The organism is Ectopseudomonas khazarica (genome assembly GCF_004521985.1).
Classification (GTDB): Bacteria; Pseudomonadota; Gammaproteobacteria; order Pseudomonadales; family Pseudomonadaceae; genus Aquipseudomonas; species Aquipseudomonas khazarica.
This window is the reverse complement of sequence record NZ_SBHZ01000003.1, coordinates 247,454-267,890: the sequence shown is the minus strand read 5'-3', so window position 1 is coordinate 267,890 and position 20,437 is coordinate 247,454. Positions and strand designations below refer to the sequence as shown.

Below are 20,437 nucleotides of genomic sequence, written 5' to 3'. Positions count from 1 at the left end.
CGAAATGCGGGTAGTGATGCTGCTGCTGGCCTGGTCGCTGGCGTTCGCCGCGCAAGCCATCGAGGCCGACCGGCTGGTGCTGGATGCGCGCAAGCAGGTGGGTGTGACCCTGAGCTATGACCCGGCGTACCGGCGCCTGAGCTACCCGGGCGGCGACGTGCCCATGGCCACCGGGGTCTGCACCGATGTGGTGATCCGGGCGTTGCGTGAGCAGGGGCTGGACCTGCAGGAGGCGGTGCACCGCGACATGCGCGGCAACTTTGCGGTGTATCCGCAGCACTGGGGGCTTAAGCGGGCGGACAGCAACATCGACCATCGCCGCGTGCCGAACCTGATGACCTGGTTCGCGCGCCAGGGCTGGTCCCTGCCGGTCAGCCAGGAGCCAGCCGCCTACGCGGCCGGTGACATCGTCACCTGGGATCTGGGGCGTGGCCTCACCCATATCGGCATCGTCAGCGACCGTCGGGCACCGGACGGCGTGCCACTGGTGCTGCACAACATCGGCCGTGGCACGCAGGAGGAGGACATCCTGTTCGCCTTCCGGATCACCGGCCATTATCGCCCGCAGGCGCAACAGGCGAGTGCCGCGCGATGACGCAGTCGAATCTGCCGCCGGGGCTGGCCGCTGGAGAGCGCGTCGTGCTGTTCGACGGCGTCTGCAAGCTGTGCAACGGCTGGGCGAAGTTTCTCATCCGGCATGACCCCGAACGACGCTTTCGTCTGGCCTCGGTGCAGTCCGCACAGGGTCAGGCGCTGCTGGCCTGGTACGGCCTGCCGACCGATCACTTCGACAGCATGGCGCTGATCGACGAGCAGGGCTTGCACCTGCGTTCCTCCGCGCTGCTGCGCATTCTCGCCAGGCTGCCCTGGCCGTGGCGCGGGTTGAGCTGGCTGCGCCTGGTGCCCAGGCCGCTGCGTGACTGGTGCTATGACCGGATCGCGCTGAATCGCTACCGCCTGTTCGGTCGGCATGACGTCTGCCTGCTGCCCAAGGCCGACCATGGCGAACGCTTCCTGCATGACTGAGCCGCGTCTGGCGCGGATCGCCTGGCCCTGGCGCTGGCGTTCATCTGGCATCGGCTGGCGCCGAAGATCCTCTGGCTCAGTCCTGACGAGGTGGCGATGATTGGTGCCCATGGGCGCCCGCAGCACCCGCTGTTCGCGCCGGAGCTGATCGCCCGCATCGCCGGCGTGGGGGAAATACTCCGGGTATCGTTCTGCTGACGATGCGTCGCCGGCGCTGGCTGCTGCGGGTTGCTGTCGCGGTATTGCTGGTGCTGCGGCTTGATGTTGCGCTGTTCAGTCCCCATCTGTTGCTTCAGGCGTTCAACCCGCTTTCCACCAACCTGGCTGCGCTGGCCTTGTGCGCAGTGGCCTGGCTGGCCGAAGCGCCCTCGGCTGCTGACTCCTGAGACCTGTCATGACATCGATGCTTTCTTCTCGCCAGCGTGGCGCCGTCCGCCTGGCCTGGCGCTTCATCGCGCCGTATCGCGGCCGCGTGCTGGGTGCACTGCTGGCGCTGTTGTTCACGGCGGCCATCACCCTGTCCATGGGCCAGGGCATCAAGCTGCTGGTGGACCAGGGCCTGGCCACGCAGTCACCGGCCGCGTTGCGGCATTCCCTGCTGCTGTTCTTCGTGCTGGTGCTGGCACTGGCGTTCGGCACCTACACGCGGTTCTACCTGGTGTCGTGGATCGGTGAACGGGTGGTCGCCGACATCCGCCGGCGGGTGTTCGATCACCTGATCGAGCTGCACCCCGGTTTCTACGAGAGCAACCGCAGTTCGGAGATCCAGTCGCGACTGACCGCCGACACCACCTTGCTGCAATCGGTGATCGGTTCATCGCTGTCGATGGCGCTGCGCAACCTGATCATGCTCATCGGCGGCAGCATCCTGCTGGTGGTCACCAACCCCAAGCTCAGCGGCATCGTGCTGCTGGCCTTGCCGCTGGTGGTGGCGCCCATCCTGCTGTTCGGCCGGCGCGTGCGGGCGCTGTCGCGGCAGAGTCAGGATCGCGTGGCCGACGTCGGCAGCTACGTCGGCGAGGTGCTGGGGCAGATCAAGACCGTGCAGGCCTATAACCACCAGGATGAAGACAAGCGGCGTTTCGGCGAGTCCGCCGAGGCGGCCTTCGATGTCGCGCGCAAGCGCATCGCCCAGCGCTCCTGGCTGATCACGGTGGTGATCGTGCTGGTGCTCGGCGCGGTGGGGGTGATGCTCTGGGTCGGCGGCATGGATGTCATCGCCGGGCGCATTTCCGGTGGCGAGTTGGCGGCCTTCGTGTTCTACAGCCTGATCGTCGGCTCGTCCTTCGGTACGCTGAGCGAGGTGATCGGCGAGCTGCAGCGTGCAGCCGGGGCGGCCGAGCGCATCGGCGAGCTGCTGCGTTCGCGCAACGCCATCGTGGCGCCGGAACGGCCGCAGCCGCTGCAGCGGCCAGTGCAGGGGCGCATCGAGTTGCAGGGGGTGCGCTTCGCCTATCCGTCACGTGCGGACAGCTATGCCATCGATGGCGTCGACCTGCAGGTGGCCGCAGGCGAGACGCTGGCGCTGGTGGGCCCCTCCGGGGCCGGCAAGTCGACCCTGTTCGATCTGCTGTTGCGCTTCTTCGACCCGCAGCAAGGCCGCATCCTCATCGACGGGGTGCCGATCGATCAGCTCGATCCACGTGAGCTGCGTGCCTGCTTCGCGCTGGTGTCGCAGAATCCGGCGCTGTTCTACGGCTCGATCGAAGACAACATCCGCTATGGTCGCCTGGATGCGAGTCAGGCCGAGGTCGAGGCCGCTGCGCGCGCCGCGCATGCGCACGAGTTCATCCAGCGTCTGCCGCAGGGCTACCAGACTCATCTGGGCGAGGCGGGGCTGGGCTTGTCCGGTGGGCAGCGCCAGCGCCTGGCGATTGCCCGCGCCTTGCTCGCCGATGCGCCGATCTTGCTGCTGGACGAGGCGACCAGTGCGCTGGACGCCGAAAGCGAGCACCTGATCCAGCAGGCGTTGCCGTCGCTGATGGCCGGGCGCACGACCCTGGTGATCGCCCATCGTCTGGCCACGGTGAAGCAGGCCGACCGCATCGCGGTGATCGAGCGCGGGCGTCTGGCCGCCATTGGCCGGCATGCCGAGCTGATCGACAGCAGCGCGCTGTATGCGCGTCTGGCAGAGCTGCAGTTCGGCAGTTAGCGCTGCGGCTTGATGGTGGCTGCGGCGCCGGTTGAGGCGACGATGATCGCCGCCACGGCCAGCCACTGCCCCCAGAGCAGCTTCTCGCCGAGGAAGATCAGGCCACAGAGCGCGGCTATCGCCGGTTCCAGGCTCATCAGCACGCTGAAGGTGCGCGCGGGCATGCGTGTCAGGGCGATCATTTCCAGGCTGTACGGCAGCGCCGATGACATCACCGCCACGCCGAGGGCGATGGGCAGCAGGCCGAGGTCGAACAGGTCGCCGCCGGCGTGCCAGAGGCCGACCGGCAGGACCAGCAATGCGGCGACCCAGGTGCCCAGCGCGACAGTATGACGGCCATGCTGCGCGCCGGCTTTCTGGCCGAAGATGATGTACAGCGACCAGCACACCCCGGCGCCAAGTGCCAAGGCCGCGCCGAGCGGGTCGATGGCGCTCTGCGTCGCGCCGGTGGGCAGCAGCAGCCACAGGCCGGCGATGGCCAGGATCACCCAGACGAAATCCAGCAGGCGTCGCGACGAGAACAGCGCCAGGGCCAGTGGCCCGGTGAACTCCAGGGCGACGGCGATGCCCAGCGGAATGCTCTGCAGCGACATGTAGAACAACAGGTTCATGCCGCCGAGGGCCAGGCCGTAGGCGAGCAGGGCGTGACACTTGCGCAGGTCGAGCCTGGCGCGCCAGGGCTGCATCACCAGCGACAGGATGATCGCGCCAAGCACCAGGCGCAGGGCCGTGGTGCCTTCGGCGCCGACCAGGGGGAACAGGTTCTTGGCCAGCGATGCGCCGCTCTGGATCGAGGTCATGGCCACCACGAGCAGGGCGATGGGGACAAGGAGGGCGGGGCGGGGCATGAGGCTGTGTCCTGGTGCTGTTCAACGAAAAAACCGGCCGCAGGGGCCGGTTCTTCATGAGGCTTGCGGCTTAGCGGTATTCGCAGAGGTACGCGGTATCCACGGCGACCTTCAGCTGGAACTTGCTGTTGGCCTCGACGGTGAACTGGCTGCCGGCCTCGAAGGTGGTCCAGCTGTCGGTGCCCGGCAGCTTGACGGTCAGGGCGCCGGCCACGACGTGCATCACTTCCAACTGACTGGTACCGAACTCGTATTCGCCCGGGGCCATGACGCCGAGGGTGGCCGGGCCTTCAGCCATGCTGAAGCCGATGGATTTGACGGTGCCGTCGAAGTACTCGTTGACCTTGAACATCTGCGATTCCTCGGAAGTGGGTGGACAAACTGTTGGGAGCCATTTGCAACGTCGCCTGGCGCCGCCCCGAAGGCAGGCCGCCACGGCGGGCATGGCCACAAAAGGGGCGCCAGTATGCCCAAGCGCCTTTTTTTCGTCATCACCCTTTGATGGGCAGTACCAGCGGCAGCAGGCGAGCGGTGTTGCGGGCATCCTCGAGCGCACGGTGCTGCTGCCCCTGAAACTGCATGCCGGCCAGTTGCAGGGCGCTGTGCAGGCCTACCGGGCGCTGCAGCTGGCGGGCCTTGGCGAAGGCCTGCTTGAGGTTCAGGTGGGGCACGTCGGCGAGCAGGCTGAGGAGTTGGTGCTGGCGCCATTCCTGGTGCAGCTGGCGGCGGTCGTAGTCGCCCCAGCTGCTCCAGCCGACCAGGCGCGGCGCATGCTGCGTCAGCCAGCGCTCGAACTGCGCCCAGACCTGGGGCAGTGGCGCCGCGCTGTCGACGTCCGCCTGGGTGATGTGGGTGAGCTGGCGGCAGAAATCGGTCAGGCAGGGGCGTCGTTGCGGCCTGACGATGCGCTGGAAGTGGTCGCGTTCATGGCCGTCCGCTCCGACCAGGCTGGCACCGATCTCGATGATTTCCATTTCCTCCACCGGCCAGCCGCCTTCGTCGGTCGTGGCTTCCAGGTCGATGACCAACCAATGTCCCATTGGCACTCCTTAGCGTCCGATGCCCGGTTCGAGCGGGTCCGCTGGCAGTATGGAAGGGCTTTCCGGCGAGGGCAAACGTCGTGTTAGGCTCTGCCGCCTATGTCCGCAGGAGGTTGCTATGGCTAAGGTCGCGTTTATCGGCTTGGGCGTGATGGGGTATCCGATGGCCGGGCATCTCGCCCGCAACGGTCACCAGGTGACGGTGTACAACCGCTCGCCGGGCAAGGCCGAGCAGTGGCTCGGCGAGTACGCCGGCAGTGCGGCGCCGACGCCGCGCGAGGCCGCGCTGGGCGCCGAGCTGGTGATGTGCTGCGTGGGCAACGACGACGATCTGCGCAGCGTGATCCTGGGCGAGCAGGGCGCCTTCGCCGGGATGTCGCCGGGGGCGATCCTGGTCGACCACACCACGGCATCCGCCGATGTCGCCCGCGAGCTGGCGAACATGGCCGCCGAGAGCGGGCTGGGCTTTCTCGATGCGCCGGTCTCCGGCGGCCAGGCGGGGGCGGTCAATGGCGTGCTGACGGTCATGGTGGGCGGCGAGGCCGAGACCTATGCAGTGGCCGAGCCGGTCATCCAGAGTTACGCGCGGATGATGCGTCTGATGGGGCCTGCGGGCAGCGGGCAGTTGAGCAAGATGGTCAACCAGATCTGCATTGCCGGCCTGGTGCAGGGCCTGGCCGAGGCGCTGAACTTCGCGCAGTGCGCCGGGCTCGATGGTCAGGCGGTGGTCGATGTGATCAGCAAGGGCGCCGCACAGTCCTGGCAGATGGAGAACCGCTACAAGACCATGCTGGCCGGGGAATTCGACTTCGGCTTCGCCGTCGACTGGATGCGCAAGGACCTGTCGATCCTGCTCGAGGAGTCGCGCCGCAACGGTGCGCAGTTGCCGGTGACGGCGCTGGTCGATCAGTTCTACGCCGACATCCAGGCCATGGGCGGTGGACGCTGGGATACCTCCAGCCTGCTGGCGCGCCTGCAGCGTAACCGCTGATCACGAAAGCCCTCGACTGACGGCGCGCGGCTCATTAGCATCGCGCCGTTCGTTCTGCCTCGTCGAGGTTCCCCATGGAATGCCGTGCCGGCTGTGGCGCCTGTTGCGTCGCGCCCTCCATCAGTTCGCCCATCCCTGGCATGCCCGACGGCAAGCCGGCAGGTGTGCGCTGCATTCATCTGTCCGTCGATGCGCTCTGTGCCCTGTTCGGGAAGCCGGAGCGGCCGCCCGTCTGCTCGGCGTTCAAGGCCGAGGTCGAGCTTTGCGGCGACAGTCGCGACAGCGCCATTCGCATGCTCGGCTGGCTGGAGCAGGCGACAGTCTGACGGCTGAACCCGTTTCCCCTTGCTGCGGTCGAAACGCAAACACTACCCAGAGAACAGGTTCCAAGATGATCCGTATGTCCGTGTTGGCCGTGATGCTGTGTGCAACCGCCACCCAGGCTGCCGAAAGGCAATGGCAGCTGGAGCGTGAGGAGGATGGCATGCGCGTCTATCTGGCCGACGTGCCGGGTTCCAAGTACAAGGCCTATCGCGGCGTGGTGACGATCAAGGGGGATCTGGCCGCCGTGCAGGCCGCCCAGGAGGATGTCGCCGGCTCCTGTGCCTGGATATTCAGCTGTCAGCAGCAGCGCCTGCTCAAGCACGAGGGGGAGGTGAGCGAGGTGTACACGCGCTTCGACATGCCCTGGCCGGTTAAGGCGCGCGACTCGGTGATCGAGGTCACGACGCGCACGGATGCCGATGGCGCTGTCACGCGGGTGCTGGAGGCGGTGCCGCAGCGCCTGCCGGAAAACGATGATTTCGTGCGGGTGCAGCGGGTCGACGGCCAGTGGCACCTGCAGCCAATGGGCGAGGGCAGGGTAGAGGTGACCTACGAGGTGCATACCGAGCCGGGCGGGAGCGTGCCTTCGTGGCTGGCCAACAGCTTCGTCGTCGACGCGCCGTTGCAGACCCTGCAGGGCTTGCGTGCCCGGGTCGAGGGGCGCTGACGGGCGGGAATGAAAAAAGGCTGCCGGATGGCAGCCTTTCTTGTCGTGCAGCGATCGATCAGCCGCGGTCGGCGGGCAGGTCGCGCTGCTCGTAGCCGGTGTACAGCTGGCGCGGACGGCCGATCTTGTACGGACCGGAGAGCATTTCCTTCCAGTGCGAGATCCAGCCCACGGTACGTGCCAGGGCGAAGATCACGGTGAACATGGAGGTCGGAATGCCGATGGCCTTGAGGATGATGCCCGAGTAGAAATCCACGTTCGGGTAGAGGTTGCGCTCCTTGAAGTAAGGATCGTTGCGCGCGATCTCTTCCAGCTTCATGGCCAGCTCCAGCTGCGGATCGTTGATGCCCAGCTCCGCCAGAACCTCGTCGCAGGTCTGCTTCATGACCTTGGCGCGCGGGTCGAAGTTCTTGTACACGCGGTGGCCGAAGCCCATCAGCTTGAACGGGTCATCCTTGTCCTTGGCCTTGGCCACGAACTTCTCGATGTTGTCCACGCTGCCGATCTCGTCGAGCATGGTCAGCACGGCTTCGTTGGCGCCGCCGTGAGCCGGGCCCCAGAGCGCGGCGATGCCGGCTGCGATACAGGCGAACGGGTTGGCGCCCGAGGAGCCCGCCAGGCGTACGGTGGAGGTGGAGGCATTCTGCTCGTGATCGGCGTGAAGGATGAAGATCTTGTCCATCGCCTTGGCCAGCACCGGGCTGATCGGTTTGATCTCGCACGGGGTGTTGAACATCATGTGCAGGAAGTTTTCCGCGTAGTTCAGGTCGTTACGCGGGTACATCATGGGCTGGCCCATGGAGTACTTGTAGGTCATCGCGGCGATGGTCGGCATCTTGGCGACCAGGCGCATGGCGGACACTTCACGGTGCTGCGGGTTCTTGATGTCCAGCGAGTCGTGATAGAAGGCGGACAGGGCGCCGACCACGCCACACATGATGGCCATCGGGTGGGCGTCACGGCGGAAACCGTTGAAGAAGGTCTTCAGCTGCTCGTGAACCATGGTGTGGTTCTTGATGGTGCTGACGAACTTGGCCTTCTCTTCCTTGCTCGGCAGTTCGCCGTTGAGCAGCAGGTAGCAGGTTTCCAGGTAGTCGGATTGCTCGGCGAGCTGTTCGATGGGGTAGCCGCGGTGCAGCAGAATCCCTTTGTCGCCGTCGATATAGGTGATCTTCGACTCGCAAGAGGCGGTCGACATGAAACCAGGATCAAATGTGAACCGACCCGTGGCGGTCAGGCTCCGCACATCGATTACATCGGGACCAACAGTGCCGGTCAGAACGGGCAGTTCGACGGGGGCATTGCCCTCGATGATCAACTGCGCTTTTTTGTCAGCCATATGTGGCCTCCTAGTTATGCTTGAAATCATCAGACGGCCCCCCACGCAGGGCCCGCACCACTATAGTGGGATAAATTCGAAAGTCAATTTGCGAGAACCCAGGCAGTAGAAGGGTTTGGGCGGGATTTTCAGCGAAAAAAGGCCGCTATTTACGCCATTTGTTTGCAGGCTGCAATGCGCTTTTTGGGGTAGGCCATTGCATTGTCATTAGTCTGCTAACTGTCTATACTCTGCGCCCGACCGCCAGGGGCTTTGCGGCCATATCATGGCGGTCGTCACTCCTTGGGTGATGGGTACCTGACCAGTGCACTTCCCAACAACTTTGCCCTGAAGTTTAGGGGCTCTCAGTGTGATAAAAAGCCGTGAATAGCCAACGACCTGTAAACCTAGACCTTAGGACTATCAAGCTCCCAATCACCGCTTACACGTCCATTCTTCACCGTATCTCCGGTGTCATCCTCTTTGTCGGTATCGCCATTCTGCTGTTCGGCCTCGACAAGTCGCTGGCGTCCGAAGAGGGCTTCGCCCAGGTGAAAGAATGCCTGACCAGCCCGCTGGCCAAGTTCGTGATCTGGGGTCTTCTGTCCGCTCTGCTGTACCACCTGGTGGCCGGTGTGCGCCACTTGATCATGGACATGGGCATCGGTGAGACGCTGGAAGGCGGCAAGCTGGGCTCGAAAATCGTCATCGCCGTTGCTGCGGTCGTGATCGTGCTGCTGGGGGTATGGATATGGTAACTAATGTCACGAACTTCTCGCGTTCGGGCCTCTATGACTGGATGGCTCAGCGCGTTTCTGCGGTCGTTCTCGCGGCTTACACGCTGTTCCTGCTGGGCTATGTGATCTGCAATCCGGGTATGGGCTACGCCGAATGGCACGGCCTGTTCTCCAGTACCGCAATGCGCATCTTCAGCCTGCTGGCACTGGTTGCACTGAGCGTGCACGCCTGGGTCGGCATGTGGACCATTTCCACCGACTACCTGACGCCGATGGCGCTGGGCAAGTGGGCGACTGGTGTGCGTTTCCTGTTCCAGGCCGTGTGTGGCATCGCCATGTTCGCGATGTTCGTCTGGGGCGTGCAGATTCTGTGGGGTTTCTGATTCATGTCTAGCATCCGTACTCTTTCCTATGACGCCATCATCGTAGGTGGCGGCGGCGCCGGCATGCGTGCTGCGCTGCAACTGGCTCAGGGCGGTCACAAGACTGCCGTGGTCACCAAGGTGTTCCCGACTCGCTCGCACACCGTTTCCGCTCAGGGCGGCATCACCTGCGCCATCGCTTCGGCCGACCCGAACGACGATTGGCGCTGGCACATGTACGACACCGTCAAGGGCTCCGACTACATCGGTGACCAGGACGCCATCGAATACATGTGCTCCGTTGGTCCGGAAGCCGTGTTCGAGCTCGAGCACATGGGTCTGCCGTTCTCCCGTACCGAACAGGGCCGCATCTACCAGCGTCCGTTCGGTGGTCAGTCCAAGGGTCCGGACAATCCGACTCAGGCTGCTCGTACCTGCGCCGCTGCCGACCGTACCGGTCACGCGCTGCTGCACACCCTGTACCAGGCCAACCTGAAGGCTGGCACCTCGTTCCTCAACGAGTGGTACGCGGTCGACCTGGTGAAGAACCAGGATGGCGCCATCGTCGGCATCATCGCCATCTGCATCGAGACCGGCGAGACCGTATACATCCGCTCCAAGGCCGTGGTCCTGGCCACTGGCGGTGCTGGCCGTATCTACGCCTCCACCACCAACGCCCTGATCAACACCGGTGACGGCGTGGGCATGGCCCTGCGTGCCGGTGTGCCGGTGCAGGACATCGAAATGTGGCAGTTCCACCCGACCGGTATCGCCGGCGCTGGTGTACTGGTCACCGAAGGCTGCCGTGGTGAGGGTGGTTACCTGATCAACGCCCATGGCGAGCGCTTCATGGAGCGCTATGCGCCGAACGCCAAGGACCTCGCCGGTCGTGACGTCGTCGCCCGTTCCATGGTCAAGGAAGTGATCGCCGGCAACGGTGTGGGCCCGAACAAGGACCACGTACTGCTGAAGCTCGATCACCTCGGCGAAGAAGTGCTGCACAGCCGTCTGCCGGGCATCTGCGAACTGTCCAAGACCTTCGCGCACGTCGACCCGGTCGTTGCCCCGGTTCCGGTGATCCCGACCTGCCACTACATGATGGGCGGCGTGGCCACCAACATCCATGGCCAGGCCATCACTCAGGACGCCAACGGCAAGGACACCATCATCGAAGGTCTGTTCGCCGTGGGCGAGGTCGCCTGCGTATCGGTGCACGGTGCCAACCGTCTGGGCGGCAACTCGCTGCTCGACTTGGTGGTATTCGGCCGCGCGGCTGGCCTGCACCTGGAAAAAGCGCTCAAGGAAGGTGTCGAGGTGCGTGGCGCCAGCGAAACCGACATCGAGCAGTCGCTGGCCCGTCTGGCCGGCGTCAACGAGCGCAGCACCGGTGAAGAGGTCGCGCCGCTCAAGCGCGAGCTGCAACAGTGCATGCAGAACTACTTCGGTGTATTCCGTACCGGCGAATACATGCAGAAGGGCATCCAACAACTGGCCGACCTGCGCGAGCGTATCGCGACGGTGAAGATCTCCGACAAGAGCCAGGCGTTCAACACTGCGCGTATCGAGGCGCTGGAACTGCAAAACCTGCTCGAAGTCGCCGAAGCGACTGCGGTTGCCGCCGAGGCTCGCAAGGAGTCCCGTGGTGCCCACGCTCGTGAAGACTTCGAAGAGCGCGACGATCAGAACTGGCTGTGCCACTCCCTGTACTTCCCGGGTGAGAAGCGCGTAGCCAAGCGTGACGTGAACTTCGCGCCGAAGACCGTTCCGGCGTTTGAACCCAAGGTTCGGACTTATTAAGGGTGACTGATATGTTGCAAGTCAGTGTTTATCGCTACAACCCGGAGAAAGACGCTGCTCCGTTCATGCAGGACTTCCAGATCGACACCAACGGCAAGGACATCATGGTCCTGGACGTGCTGGCGCTGATCAAGGAACAGGACGAGGGTTTCTCCTATCGTCGTTCCTGCCGTGAAGGCGTGTGCGGCTCCGACGGCATGAACATCAACGGCAAGAACGGTCTGGCCTGCATCACTCCGCTGTCCGCAGCGGGGCTGAAGGGTGGCAAGCTGGTGATCCGTCCGCTGCCGGGGCTGCCGGTCATTCGTGACCTGGTCGTCGACATGAGCATCTTCTACAAGCAGTACGAGAAAGTGCAGCCGTTCCTGCAGAATGACACGCCGGCTCCGGCCATCGAGCGTCTGCAGTCGCCGGAAGAGCGTGAGAAGCTCGACGGCCTGTACGAGTGCATCCTGTGCGCTTGCTGCTCGACCAGCTGCCCGTCGTTCTGGTGGAATCCGGACAAGTTCCTCGGTCCCGCTGCGCTGCTGCAGGCCTATCGTTTCCTGGCCGACAGCCGCGACACCAAGACCTCCGAGCGTCTGGCGTCCCTGGATGATCCGTTCAGCGTGTTCCGCTGCCGCGGCATCATGAACTGCGTCAACGTTTGCCCGAAAGGCCTGAACCCGACCAAGGCCATCGGTCACGTGCGCAACATGCTGCTGCAGAGCGGTACCTGATTCGCAAGTTGCTATACCTGTAACACCTGCGGGACCGACTCCGGTCGGTTTCGCAGCAAAAGCCAGAACCGCAGCCCACAAAGCCGCGGTTCATACTCGAAAAACATGACGACCAGCAGGGGCATCCGGGCTGGTACCCGGGCTATCTGCGGGAACCCAAGTGGCTGTATCCGAGTCGCAGCATCATGACTTCTGATCGGACCATGCGGTTTTCACGCCGGTGGTGTCCCCTTACCGAGGGTGACCAAGCATGCAAGAAAGCGTGATGCAGCGCATGTGGGACAGTGCCCACCTATCCGGTGGCAACGCTGCCTACGTGGAAGAGCTCTACGAGCTCTACCTGCACGATCCCAACGCTGTGCCAGAAGAGTGGCGCACTTACTTCCAGAAGTTGCCGACCGACGGCAGCGCTGCAACGGACGTATCGCATTCGACCATTCGCGATCATTTCGTCCTGCTCGCCAAGAATTCGCGTCGTGCCCAGCCGGTTTCCGCCGGGGCCGTCAGCAGCGAGCACGAGAAAAAGCAGGTGGAAGTGCTGCGTCTGATCCAGGCCTACCGCATGCGTGGCCATCAGGCCGCCCAGCTCGACCCTCTGGGTCTGTGGGTGCGCACTGCGCCGTCTGATCTGTCGATCAATCACTACGGTCTGACCGATGCGGATCTGGATACCACGTTCCGTACTGGCGAACTGTACATCGGCAAAGAAGAAGCAACGCTACGCGAAATCCGCGATGCGCTGCAGCAGACATATTGTCGCACCATCGGGGCCGAGTTCACCCACATCGTCGATTCCGGTCAGCGCAACTGGTTCGCCCAGCGCCTGGAAAGCGTACGCGGTCGCCCGCAGTTTTCCGCCGAGGTTCAGGCGCACGTGCTCGAGCGCGTCACCGCTGCCGAAGGCCTGGAGAAGTACCTGGGCACCAAGTACCCGGGCACCAAGCGTTTCGGCCTGGAAGGTGGCGAGAGCCTGATCCCGCTGCTGGATGAGATCATCCAGCGCTCCGGTTCCTACGGCACCAAGGAAATCGTCATCGGCATGGCCCACCGTGGCCGTCTGAACGTACTGGTCAACACCTTCGGCAAGAACCCGCGCGACCTGTTCGACGAGTTCGAAGGCAAGAAGACCGAAGGCCTGTCCTCCGGTGACGTCAAGTACCACCAGGGTTTCTCGTCCAACGTGATGACCCAGGGTGGCGAAGTGCACCTGGCGCTGGCATTCAACCCCTCGCACCTGGAAATCGTTTCCCCGGTGGTCGAGGGTTCGGTACGTGCCCGTCAGGATCGCCGCAGCGATGCCGGTGGTGAGAAGGTCCTGCCGATCTCCATCCACGGTGACGCGGCTTTCGCCGGTCAGGGCGTGGTCATGGAAACCTTCCAGATGTCGCAGACCCGCGGCTACAAGACTGGCGGCACCATCCACATCGTGATCAACAACCAGGTCGGCTTCACCATCAGCAACCCGCTGGATGCGCGCTCCACCGAGTACGCCACCGACGTGGCCAAGATGATCCAGGCGCCGATCTTCCACGTGAACGGCGATGATCCGGAGGCGGTGCTGTTCGTCACCCAGCTGGCCGTCGACTACCGCATGCAGTACAAGCGTGACGTGGTCATCGACCTGGTCTGCTACCGCCGCCGTGGTCACAACGAGGCCGACGAGCCGAACGGCACCCAGCCGCTGATGTACCAGCAGATCTCCAAGCAGCGCACCACCCGTGAGCTGTACGCGGATGCCCTGATTGCGGCCGGCGTGCAGAGCAACGACGACGTGCAGGCCAAGATCGACGAGTACCGCACCGCGCTGGACAACGGTCAGCACGTGGTCAAGAGCCTGGTCAAGGAACCCAACAAGGAACTGTTCGTCGACTGGCGTCCGTACCTGGGCCATGCCTGGACCGCGCGTCACGACACGCGTTTCGACCTCAAGACCCTGCAGGATCTGTCCTCCAAGCTGCTGGAAATCCCGGAAGGCTTCGTCGTCCAGCGTCAGGTCGCGAAGATTCTCGAGGATCGCCAGAAGATGGGCGCCGGTGGCCTGCCGATCAACTGGGGCTTCGCCGAGACCATGGCCTACGCCACGCTGCTGGTCGAAGGTCACCCGATCCGCATGACCGGCCAGGACATCGGCCGTGGCACCTTCTCGCACCGCCACGCGGTGCTGCACAACCAGAAGGACGCCGCGACCTACGTTCCGCTGAAGAACCTGTACGACGGTCAGCCGAAGTTCGAACTGTACGACTCCTACCTCTCCGAGGAAGCCGTACTGGCCTTCGAATACGGCTACGCCACCACTACGCCGAACGCGCTGGTGATCTGGGAAGCCCAGTTCGGCGACTTCGCCAACGGTGCCCAGGTGGTGTTCGACCAGTTCATCTCCAGTGGCGAGCACAAGTGGGGTCGTCTCTGCGGCCTGACCGTCCTGCTGCCGCATGGTTACGAAGGGCAGGGGCCTGAGCACAGCTCGGCGCGTCTGGAGCGTTACCTGCAGCTGTGCGCCGAGCACAACATGCAGGTCTGCGTACCGACCACCCCGGCACAGGTCTACCACATGCTGCGTCGCCAGGTGATCCGTCCGCTGCGCAAGCCGCTGGTGGTGCTGACGCCGAAGTCGCTGTTGCGCCACAAGCTGGCCATCTCGACCCTGGACGATCTGGCCGAAGGCTCCTTCCAGACCGTCATCGGCGAGATCGATGGGCTGGATCCGAAGAAGGTCGAGCGTCTGGTCCTGTGCAGCGGCAAGGTCTACTACGACCTGCTGGAGAAGCGTCGTGCCGAGGGCCGCGAAGATATCGCCATCGTGCGTATCGAGCAGCTCTACCCGTTCCCGGAAGAGGACCTGGCCGAGGCGCTGGCACCGTACAAGAACCTCAAGCACATCGTCTGGTGTCAGGAAGAACCGATGAACCAGGGCGCCTGGTACTGCAGTCAGCACCACATGCGTCGCGTCGCCACTGCGCACAAGAAGGCCCTGTTCCTCGAGTACGCCGGTCGTGATGCCTCGGCAGCGCCGGCTTGCGGTTATGCCTCGATGCACGCCGAGCAGCAGGAAAAACTGCTGCAGGACGCCTTTACTGTTTAACGCCTTCATCCGCCAGGTGGCAGGTGCCACCTGGCGGTAAAACCGAATTTAAGGAAACGCATACAATGGCTATCGAGATCAAAGCCCCAACCTTCCCGGAATCGGTTGCCGACGGCACCGTGGCCACCTGGCACAAGAAGCCGGGCGAAGCGGTCAAGCGCGATGAGCTGATCGTCGACATCGAAACCGACAAGGTAGTGATCGAAGTCCTGGCCGAGGCCGATGGTGTCCTGGCTGAAGTCATCAAGAACGAAGGCGACACCGTTCTGTCCAACGAGCTGCTGGGCAAGCTGACCGAAGGTGGCGCTGCCGCCGCTGCTCCGGCTGCCGCTCCGGCCGCTGCCGCTGCGCCTGCCCAGGCTGCTGCTCCGGCCGCTGCTGGCGGTGACGATGCGATCCTGTCCCCGGCTGCGCGCAAGCTGGCCGAAGAGAACGGCATCGACCCGAACAGCATCGCCGGCACCGGCAAGGGTGGCCGCGTGACCAAGGAAGACGTGGTCGCCGCCGTCGAAGCCAAGAAGAACGCGCCGGCCGCTGCTGCCAAGCCGGCTGCCGCTCCGGCCGCTGCTGCTCCGGTAGTCGCCACTGGCGACCGTACCGAGAAGCGCGTACCGATGACCCGCCTGCGCGCCAAGATCGCCGAGCGTCTGGTCGAGGCGCAGTCTTCCATGGCCATGCTGACCACCTTCAACGAAGTCGACATGACCGAAGTCATGGCGCTGCGTTCGAAGTACAAGGATCTGTTCGAGAAGTCCCACAACGGCGTACGCCTGGGCTTCATGTCGTTCTTCGTCAAGGCGGCTACCGAGGCGCTGAAGCGCTTCCCGGCGGTCAACGCCTCGATCGACGGCAACGACATCGTTTACCACGGCTATGCCGACGTCGGCGTCGCCGTATCCAGCGACCGTGGCCTGGTGGTCCCGGTTCTGCGCAACGCCGAGCTGATGAGCCTGGCTGAAATCGAGAACGGCATTGCCACCTTCGGCAAGAAGGCCCGTGACGGCAAGCTGGCGATCGAAGAAATGACCGGCGGCACCTTCACCATCACCAACGGTGGTACCTTCGGTTCGATGATGTCGACTCCGATCGTCAACCCGCCGCAGGCCGCCATCCTGGGTATGCACAACATCATCCAGCGCCCGATGGCGATCAACGGCCAGGTGGTGATCCGCCCGATGATGTATCTGGCGCTGTCTTACGACCACCGCCTGATCGATGGTAAGGAAGCCGTGACCTTCCTGGTGACCATCAAGAACTTGCTTGAAGACCCGGCTCGCCTGCTGCTGGACATCTAAAAGCCAGTCTCCTCCACGGCGGCCCTGTTTACAGGGCCGTCCGGTTTATTCGAGAAGGAATACGTTATGACCCAGAAATTCGACGTGGTAGTCATCGGTGCCGGCCCTGGTGGCTATGTTGCCGCCATCAAAGCAGCGCAACTCGGTCTGAAGACCGCCTGTATCGAAAAATATCAGGGCAAGGACGGCAAGACCGCCCTCGGCGGCACCTGCCTGAACGTCGGCTGCATCCCCTCCAAGGCGCTGCTGGACAGCTCCTGGAAGTACCACGAAGCGAAGGAAGGTTTCGCCGTTCACGGCATCGAAGCCAAGGGCGTGACCATCGACGTTCCGGCGATGATCGGGCGCAAGGCCACCATCGTTAAGAACCTGACCGGTGGTATCGCCTCGCTGTTCAAGGCCAACGGCGTGACCCTGCTGGAAGGCCACGGCAAGCTGCTGGCTGGCAAGCAGGTCGAAGTGACCGGCACCGACGGCAAGACCCAGGTGGTCGAAGGCGCTCACGTGATCATCGCTTCCGGCTCCAAGCCGGTCGAGATTCCGCCGGCTCCGGTCGATCAGGACGTCATCGTCGACTCCACCGGCGCCCTGGAATTCCAGAGCGTACCGAAGAAGCTGGGCGTCATCGGCGCTGGCGTGATCGGTCTGGAGCTGGGCTCGGTATGGGCCCGTCTGGGTTCCGAAGTCACCGTGCTGGAAGCGATGGACAAGTTCCTCGCCGCTGCTGACGAGCAGATCGCCAAGGAAGCCCAGAAGACCCTGACCAAGCAGGGCCTGGACATCCGCCTGGGCGCTCGCGTCACCGGTTCGGAAGTCAAGAAGAAGCAGGTCACCGTCAGCTTCACCGACGCCAACGGCGAGCAGAAGATGGTCTTCGACAAGCTGATCGTGGCCGTGGGCCGTCGCCCGGTGACCACCGATCTGCTGGCCGCCGACAGCGGTGTGGACCTGGACGAGCGTGGCTTCATCTACGTCAACGATCAGTGCGAAACCAGTGTACCGGGCGTCTACGCCATCGGTGACGTGGTGCGTGGCGCCATGCTCGCGCACAAGGCCTCGGAAGAGGGCGTGATGGTCGCCGAGCGTATCGCCGGCCACAAGGCGCAGATGAACTACGACCTGATCCCGTCGGTCATCTACACCCACCCGGAAATCGCATGGGTCGGCAAGACCGAGCAGCAGCTGAAAGGTGAGGGCGTTGCCATCAACATCGGTACCTTCCCGTTCGCTGCCAGCGGCCGTGCCATGGCTGCCAACGACACCGGCGGCCTGGTCAAGGTCATCGCCGATGCCAACACCGACCGCGTACTGGGCGTTCACGTGATCGGCCCAAGCGCTGCCGAGCTGGTACAGCAAGGCGCCATCGGTATGGAATTCGGCACCAGCGCCGAAGACCTGGGCATGATGGTCTTCTCGCACCCGACCCTGTCCGAGGCGCTGCACGAAGCGGCCCTGGCAGTGAACGGTGGCGCGATCCACATCGCCAACCGCAAGAAGCGCTAAGTGTGAAAGGTGGTCGGCAGTAGCCGGCCGCCCGAGTTGTTGTAAGCCGCCGTGGTAGGTGGGGCGTCGCGTAATCGCCTCATCGTCGCGGTGGTTTTTGCAAGCAGAACCACGGCGGGTGGCCCGCGTCGAGCTCGACTCGCAGCGGAATGCCCGGCGGACTGCCTCGGCAGTCACAGGTGGCGCGGTATCAAAAGTACAGCGCCGAATGCGCAATACCTAAACGAAGACGGTAGACAAGCATGAATCTTCACGAGTATCAGGGTAAGCAGCTGTTCGCTGAATACGGCCTGCCTGTATCCAAGGGCTTCGCGGTAGACACCCCGGAAGAAGCCGCAGAAGCCTGCGAAAAAATCGGTGGCAGCGAGTGGGTCGTCAAGGCCCAGGTCCACGCCGGTGGCCGCGGTAAAGCCGGTGGCGTAAAACTGGTCAAGAGCAAGGAAGACGCCAAAGCCTTCGCCGCCAACTGGCTGGGCAAGCGTCTGGTGACTTACCAGACTGACGCCAATGGTCAGCCGGTCAGCAAAATCCTGGTCGAATCCTGCACCGACATCGCCAAGGAACTGTACCTGGGCGCTGTAGTGGACCGCTCCAGCCGTCGCATCGTGTTCATGGCGTCCACCGAAGGTGGCGTGGACATCGAGAAAGTGGCCCACGAAACCCCTGAGAAGATCCTCAAGGCCACCGTCGATCCGCTGGTCGGCGCTCAGCCGTACCAGGGTCGCGAGCTGGCTTTCCAGCTGGGCCTGGAAGGCAAGCAGGTCGCTCAGTTCGCCAAGATCTTCGTAGGTCTGGCCAAGCTGTTCAAAGATCACGATCTGGCTCTGCTGGAAGTCAACCCGCTGGTCATCAAGGCCGACGGCGACCTGCACTGCCTGGACGCGAAGATCAACATCGACGCTAACGCCATGTACCGTCAGCCGAAGCTGAAGACCTTCCACGACCCGTCGCAAGACGATCCTCGTGAAGCCCACGCTGCCAGCTTCGAGCTGAACTACGTGGCCCTGGAAGGCAACATCGGCTGCATGGTCAACGGTGCCGGCCTGGCCATGGGTACCATGGACATCGTCAACCTGCACGGCGGCAAGCCAGCCAACTTCCTCGACGTAGGTGGCGGCGCGACCAAAGAGCGCGTGACCGAAGCCTTCAAGATCATCCTGTCCGACAGCAACGTTGCTGCCGTTCTGGTGAACATCTTCGGCGGTATCGTTCGTTGCGACATGATTGCCGAAGGCATCATCGGCGCCGTGAAAGAAGTCGGCGTGAAGATCCCGGTGGTCGTCCGCCTGGAAGGTAACAACGCCGAGCTGGGCGCCAAGGTCCTGGCTGAAAGCGGCCTGAACATCATCGCGGCAACCAGCCTGACCGACGCTGCTCAGCAAGTCGTCAAAGCTGCGGAGGGCAAGTAATGAGCGTCCTGATCAATAAAGACACCAAAGTCATCTGCCAGGGCTTCACCGGCTCGCAGGGTACTTTCCACTCCGAACAAGCCATCGCCTACGGCACCAAGATGGTTGGCGGCGTGACTCCGGGCAAAGGTGGTACTACCCACCTGGGCCTGCCAGTGTTCAACACTGTGAAAGAAGCCGTCGAAGCCACCGGCGCCGACGCTTCGGTCATCTACGTTCCGGCTCCGTTCTGCAAGGACTCGATCCTGGAAGCTGCATTCGGCGGCATCAAGCTGATCGTCTGCATCACCGAAGGCATTCCTACCCTGGACATGCTGGATGCCAAAGTCATCTGCGACGAGCTGGGCATTACCCTGATCGGCCCGAACTGCCCGGGCGTGATCACTCCCGGCGAGTGCAAGATCGGCATCATGCCGGGTCACATCCACCTGCCAGGCAAGGTAGGCATCGTGTCGCGTTCCGGCACCCTGACCTATGAAGCCGTCAAGCAGACCACCGACGCCGGTTTCGGCCAGTCCACCTGCGTGGGCATCGGCGGTGACCCCATCCCGGGCTCCAACTTCATCGACATCCTGAAGCTGTTCCAGGAAGATCCGAAGACCGAAGCGATCGTCATGATCGGTGAGATCGGCGGTTCGGCTGAAGAAGAAGCGGCTGCCTACATCAAGGCCAACGTCACCAAGCCTGTAGTTTCCTACATCGCTGGTGTGACCGCTCCTCCCGGCAAGCGCATGGGCCACGCTGGCGCCATCATCTCCGGCGGCAAGGGCACTGCAGACGAGAAGTTCGCTGCACTGCAGGACGCGGGTGTGAAAACCGTGCGTTCCCTGGCTGACATCGGCAAGGCCCTGGCCGAGCTGACCGGTTGGGAAGTCAAGAACGCCTAAGCGTTCCTGATGCTCGCAAAAAGGCCACCTTCGGGTGGCCTTTTTGTTTTTCTGCCCGCTCTGGTGCGGCGCGGCGTGAGCAGCCGCATGGAAATGCACGGTAACTGTTGCTGAGGCGACAGGCAGTTACGCCAGTTCGACAGCTCGTCCGGCAACTGTGCTGCTGCTGCGCGGTTTTCGCTAGTATGCGCGGCTTATCGTGTCCGTGGCGCCACAAGCGCCTGGCGATACCAGCAGTGGTTCGAGCCAAAACGCTCGGGCGACGTTTCCCTGATCCCTG

At 63.5% G+C, this 20,437-nt stretch carries 20 protein-coding genes; 16 read left to right on the top strand and 4 right to left on the bottom strand.

Annotated features, from left to right (window positions below; translation table 11 throughout):
- Window positions 1–4: 4 nt before the first annotated feature.
- The 4 genes from EPK82_RS04995 (at window position 5) to EPK82_RS04980 (ending at window position 3,178) form a co-directional block, all read left to right on the top strand.
- Entirely contained in the window at window positions 5–595 is a 591-nt protein-coding gene (locus tag EPK82_RS04995; RefSeq protein WP_134675938.1) for a DUF1287 domain-containing protein, read from the top strand.
- Window positions 592–1,026 carry a thiol-disulfide oxidoreductase DCC family protein gene (locus tag EPK82_RS04990; protein ID WP_037051873.1) on the top strand — a complete coding sequence of 145 codons (435 nt, stop codon included), beginning with the start codon at window positions 592–594 and terminating at the stop codon, window positions 1,024–1,026. The genes EPK82_RS04995 and EPK82_RS04990 overlap by 4 nt, the downstream gene beginning before the upstream one ends.
- A 200-nt stretch (window positions 1,027–1,226) precedes the next feature.
- Window positions 1,227–1,412 carry a DoxX-like family protein gene (locus tag EPK82_RS25185; RefSeq protein ID WP_394346183.1) on the top strand — a complete coding sequence of 62 codons (186 nt, stop codon included), beginning with the start codon at window positions 1,227–1,229 and terminating at the stop codon, window positions 1,410–1,412.
- Window positions 1,413–1,420: 8 nt separating this feature from the next.
- A complete protein-coding gene (locus tag EPK82_RS04980) occupies window positions 1,421–3,178 on the top strand; it encodes an ABC transporter transmembrane domain-containing protein (protein WP_037051874.1) in 1,758 nt (585 codons plus the stop codon).
- Here EPK82_RS04980 and rhtA read toward each other — a convergent pair.
- The 3 genes from rhtA to EPK82_RS04965 form a co-directional block, all read right to left on the bottom strand.
- The gene (gene rhtA, locus EPK82_RS04975) at window positions 3,175–4,026 is read right to left on the bottom strand and encodes a threonine/homoserine exporter RhtA (RefSeq protein ID WP_134675937.1); all 852 of its coding nucleotides are present in this window, start codon (window positions 4,024–4,026) and stop codon (window positions 3,175–3,177) included. The genes EPK82_RS04980 and rhtA overlap by 4 nt on opposite strands.
- A gap of 70 nt (window positions 4,027–4,096) precedes the next feature.
- Window positions 4,097–4,378, bottom strand: coding sequence for a pyrimidine/purine nucleoside phosphorylase (gene ppnP / locus EPK82_RS04970; RefSeq protein ID WP_037051876.1), 282 nt, complete (start codon window positions 4,376–4,378; stop codon window positions 4,097–4,099).
- A 139-nt stretch (window positions 4,379–4,517) separates the two neighbouring features.
- Window positions 4,518–5,066, bottom strand: coding sequence for an exonuclease domain-containing protein (locus EPK82_RS04965; protein ID WP_037051877.1), 549 nt, complete (start codon window positions 5,064–5,066; stop codon window positions 4,518–4,520).
- A 118-nt stretch (window positions 5,067–5,184) separates the two neighbouring features.
- On the opposite strand from EPK82_RS04965, the gene EPK82_RS04960 reads away from it, so the two are divergent.
- The 3 genes from EPK82_RS04960 to EPK82_RS04950 all read left to right on the top strand — a co-directional run bounded on the left by EPK82_RS04960 (window position 5,185) and on the right by EPK82_RS04950 (window position 7,048).
- Entirely contained in the window at window positions 5,185–6,057 is an 873-nt protein-coding gene (locus tag EPK82_RS04960; protein ID WP_134675936.1) for an NAD(P)-dependent oxidoreductase, read from the top strand.
- 74 nt (window positions 6,058–6,131) lie between these two features.
- A complete protein-coding gene (locus EPK82_RS04955) occupies window positions 6,132–6,383 on the top strand; it encodes a YkgJ family cysteine cluster protein (RefSeq protein ID WP_037051879.1) in 252 nt (83 codons plus the stop codon).
- 65 nt (window positions 6,384–6,448) lie between these two features.
- A complete protein-coding gene (locus EPK82_RS04950) occupies window positions 6,449–7,048 on the top strand; it encodes an START domain-containing protein (RefSeq protein WP_134675935.1) in 600 nt (199 codons plus the stop codon).
- Between the two features lie 58 nt (window positions 7,049–7,106).
- On the opposite strand, the gene gltA is transcribed toward EPK82_RS04950, so the two are convergent.
- Complete coding sequence (gltA, locus tag EPK82_RS04945; RefSeq protein ID WP_037051881.1) at window positions 7,107–8,387, bottom strand: citrate synthase; 1,281 nt, start codon at window positions 8,385–8,387, stop codon at window positions 7,107–7,109.
- A gap of 362 nt (window positions 8,388–8,749) precedes the next feature.
- Between gltA and sdhC the strand changes: the two genes are divergently transcribed.
- From sdhC to sucD, 9 genes are all read left to right on the top strand, one after another.
- Window positions 8,750–9,124: a succinate dehydrogenase, cytochrome b556 subunit gene (gene sdhC, locus EPK82_RS04940; RefSeq protein WP_037051882.1), complete on the top strand. Its 375-nt coding sequence runs from the start codon at window positions 8,750–8,752 to the stop codon at window positions 9,122–9,124.
- Window positions 9,118–9,486: a succinate dehydrogenase, hydrophobic membrane anchor protein gene (gene sdhD / locus EPK82_RS04935; protein ID WP_037051883.1), complete on the top strand. Its 369-nt coding sequence runs from the start codon at window positions 9,118–9,120 to the stop codon at window positions 9,484–9,486. The genes sdhC and sdhD overlap by 7 nt, the downstream gene beginning before the upstream one ends.
- A 3-nt stretch (window positions 9,487–9,489) precedes the next feature.
- Window positions 9,490–11,262, top strand: a complete 1,773-nt coding sequence (sdhA, locus tag EPK82_RS04930) for a succinate dehydrogenase flavoprotein subunit (protein ID WP_037051884.1) — start codon at window positions 9,490–9,492, stop codon at window positions 11,260–11,262.
- Window positions 11,263–11,273: 11 nt separating this feature from the next.
- Window positions 11,274–11,981: a succinate dehydrogenase iron-sulfur subunit gene (locus EPK82_RS04925; protein ID WP_037051885.1), complete on the top strand. Its 708-nt coding sequence runs from the start codon at window positions 11,274–11,276 to the stop codon at window positions 11,979–11,981.
- A 250-nt stretch (window positions 11,982–12,231) separates the two neighbouring features.
- Entirely contained in the window at window positions 12,232–15,063 is a 2,832-nt protein-coding gene (locus tag EPK82_RS04920) for a 2-oxoglutarate dehydrogenase E1 component (RefSeq protein WP_037051886.1), read from the top strand.
- A 65-nt stretch (window positions 15,064–15,128) separates the two neighbouring features.
- Window positions 15,129–16,358 (top strand): 2-oxoglutarate dehydrogenase complex dihydrolipoyllysine-residue succinyltransferase, encoded by a 1,230-nt coding sequence (odhB, locus tag EPK82_RS04915; RefSeq protein ID WP_037051887.1) that lies wholly within the window; start codon window positions 15,129–15,131, stop codon window positions 16,356–16,358.
- A gap of 66 nt (window positions 16,359–16,424) precedes the next feature.
- Window positions 16,425–17,861, top strand: a complete 1,437-nt coding sequence (lpdA, locus tag EPK82_RS04910) for a dihydrolipoyl dehydrogenase (protein WP_037051888.1) — start codon at window positions 16,425–16,427, stop codon at window positions 17,859–17,861.
- A gap of 242 nt (window positions 17,862–18,103) precedes the next feature.
- Complete coding sequence (gene sucC / locus EPK82_RS04905; RefSeq protein ID WP_037051889.1) at window positions 18,104–19,270, top strand: ADP-forming succinate--CoA ligase subunit beta; 1,167 nt, start codon at window positions 18,104–18,106, stop codon at window positions 19,268–19,270.
- Window positions 19,270–20,157, top strand: a complete 888-nt coding sequence (gene sucD / locus EPK82_RS04900) for a succinate--CoA ligase subunit alpha (protein ID WP_037051890.1) — start codon at window positions 19,270–19,272, stop codon at window positions 20,155–20,157. Before sucC ends, sucD begins: the two co-directional genes overlap by 1 nt.
- The last annotated feature ends 280 nt before the right edge of the window (window positions 20,158–20,437 follow it).

Excerpts from the sequence above, each read along its gene's own strand:
- EPK82_RS04995 (WP_134675938.1), top strand. The coding sequence starts at position 5 with ATGCGGGTAGTGATGCTGCTGCTGGCCTGGTCGCTGGCGTTCGCCGCG.
- EPK82_RS04990 (WP_037051873.1), top strand. The coding sequence starts at position 592 with ATGACGCAGTCGAATCTGCCGCCGGGGCTGGCCGCTGGAGAGCGCGTC.
- EPK82_RS25185 (WP_394346183.1), top strand. The coding sequence starts at position 1,227 with ATGCGTCGCCGGCGCTGGCTGCTGCGGGTTGCTGTCGCGGTATTGCTG.
- EPK82_RS04980 (WP_037051874.1), top strand. The coding sequence starts at position 1,421 with ATGACATCGATGCTTTCTTCTCGCCAGCGTGGCGCCGTCCGCCTGGCC.
- rhtA (WP_134675937.1), bottom strand. The coding sequence starts at position 4,026 with ATGCCCCGCCCCGCCCTCCTTGTCCCCATCGCCCTGCTCGTGGTGGCC.
- ppnP (WP_037051876.1), bottom strand. The coding sequence starts at position 4,378 with ATGTTCAAGGTCAACGAGTACTTCGACGGCACCGTCAAATCCATCGGC.
- EPK82_RS04965 (WP_037051877.1), bottom strand. The coding sequence starts at position 5,066 with ATGGGACATTGGTTGGTCATCGACCTGGAAGCCACGACCGACGAAGGC.
- EPK82_RS04960 (WP_134675936.1), top strand. The coding sequence starts at position 5,185 with ATGGCTAAGGTCGCGTTTATCGGCTTGGGCGTGATGGGGTATCCGATG.
- EPK82_RS04955 (WP_037051879.1), top strand. The coding sequence starts at position 6,132 with ATGGAATGCCGTGCCGGCTGTGGCGCCTGTTGCGTCGCGCCCTCCATC.
- EPK82_RS04950 (WP_134675935.1), top strand. The coding sequence starts at position 6,449 with ATGATCCGTATGTCCGTGTTGGCCGTGATGCTGTGTGCAACCGCCACC.
- gltA (WP_037051881.1), bottom strand. The coding sequence starts at position 8,387 with ATGGCTGACAAAAAAGCGCAGTTGATCATCGAGGGCAATGCCCCCGTC.
- sdhD (WP_037051883.1), top strand. The coding sequence starts at position 9,118 with ATGGTAACTAATGTCACGAACTTCTCGCGTTCGGGCCTCTATGACTGG.
- sdhA (WP_037051884.1), top strand. The coding sequence starts at position 9,490 with ATGTCTAGCATCCGTACTCTTTCCTATGACGCCATCATCGTAGGTGGC.
- EPK82_RS04925 (WP_037051885.1), top strand. The coding sequence starts at position 11,274 with ATGTTGCAAGTCAGTGTTTATCGCTACAACCCGGAGAAAGACGCTGCT.
- EPK82_RS04920 (WP_037051886.1), top strand. The coding sequence starts at position 12,232 with ATGCAAGAAAGCGTGATGCAGCGCATGTGGGACAGTGCCCACCTATCC.
- odhB (WP_037051887.1), top strand. The coding sequence starts at position 15,129 with ATGGCTATCGAGATCAAAGCCCCAACCTTCCCGGAATCGGTTGCCGAC.
- lpdA (WP_037051888.1), top strand. The coding sequence starts at position 16,425 with ATGACCCAGAAATTCGACGTGGTAGTCATCGGTGCCGGCCCTGGTGGC.
- sucC (WP_037051889.1), top strand. The coding sequence starts at position 18,104 with ATGAATCTTCACGAGTATCAGGGTAAGCAGCTGTTCGCTGAATACGGC.
- sucD (WP_037051890.1), top strand. The coding sequence starts at position 19,270 with ATGAGCGTCCTGATCAATAAAGACACCAAAGTCATCTGCCAGGGCTTC.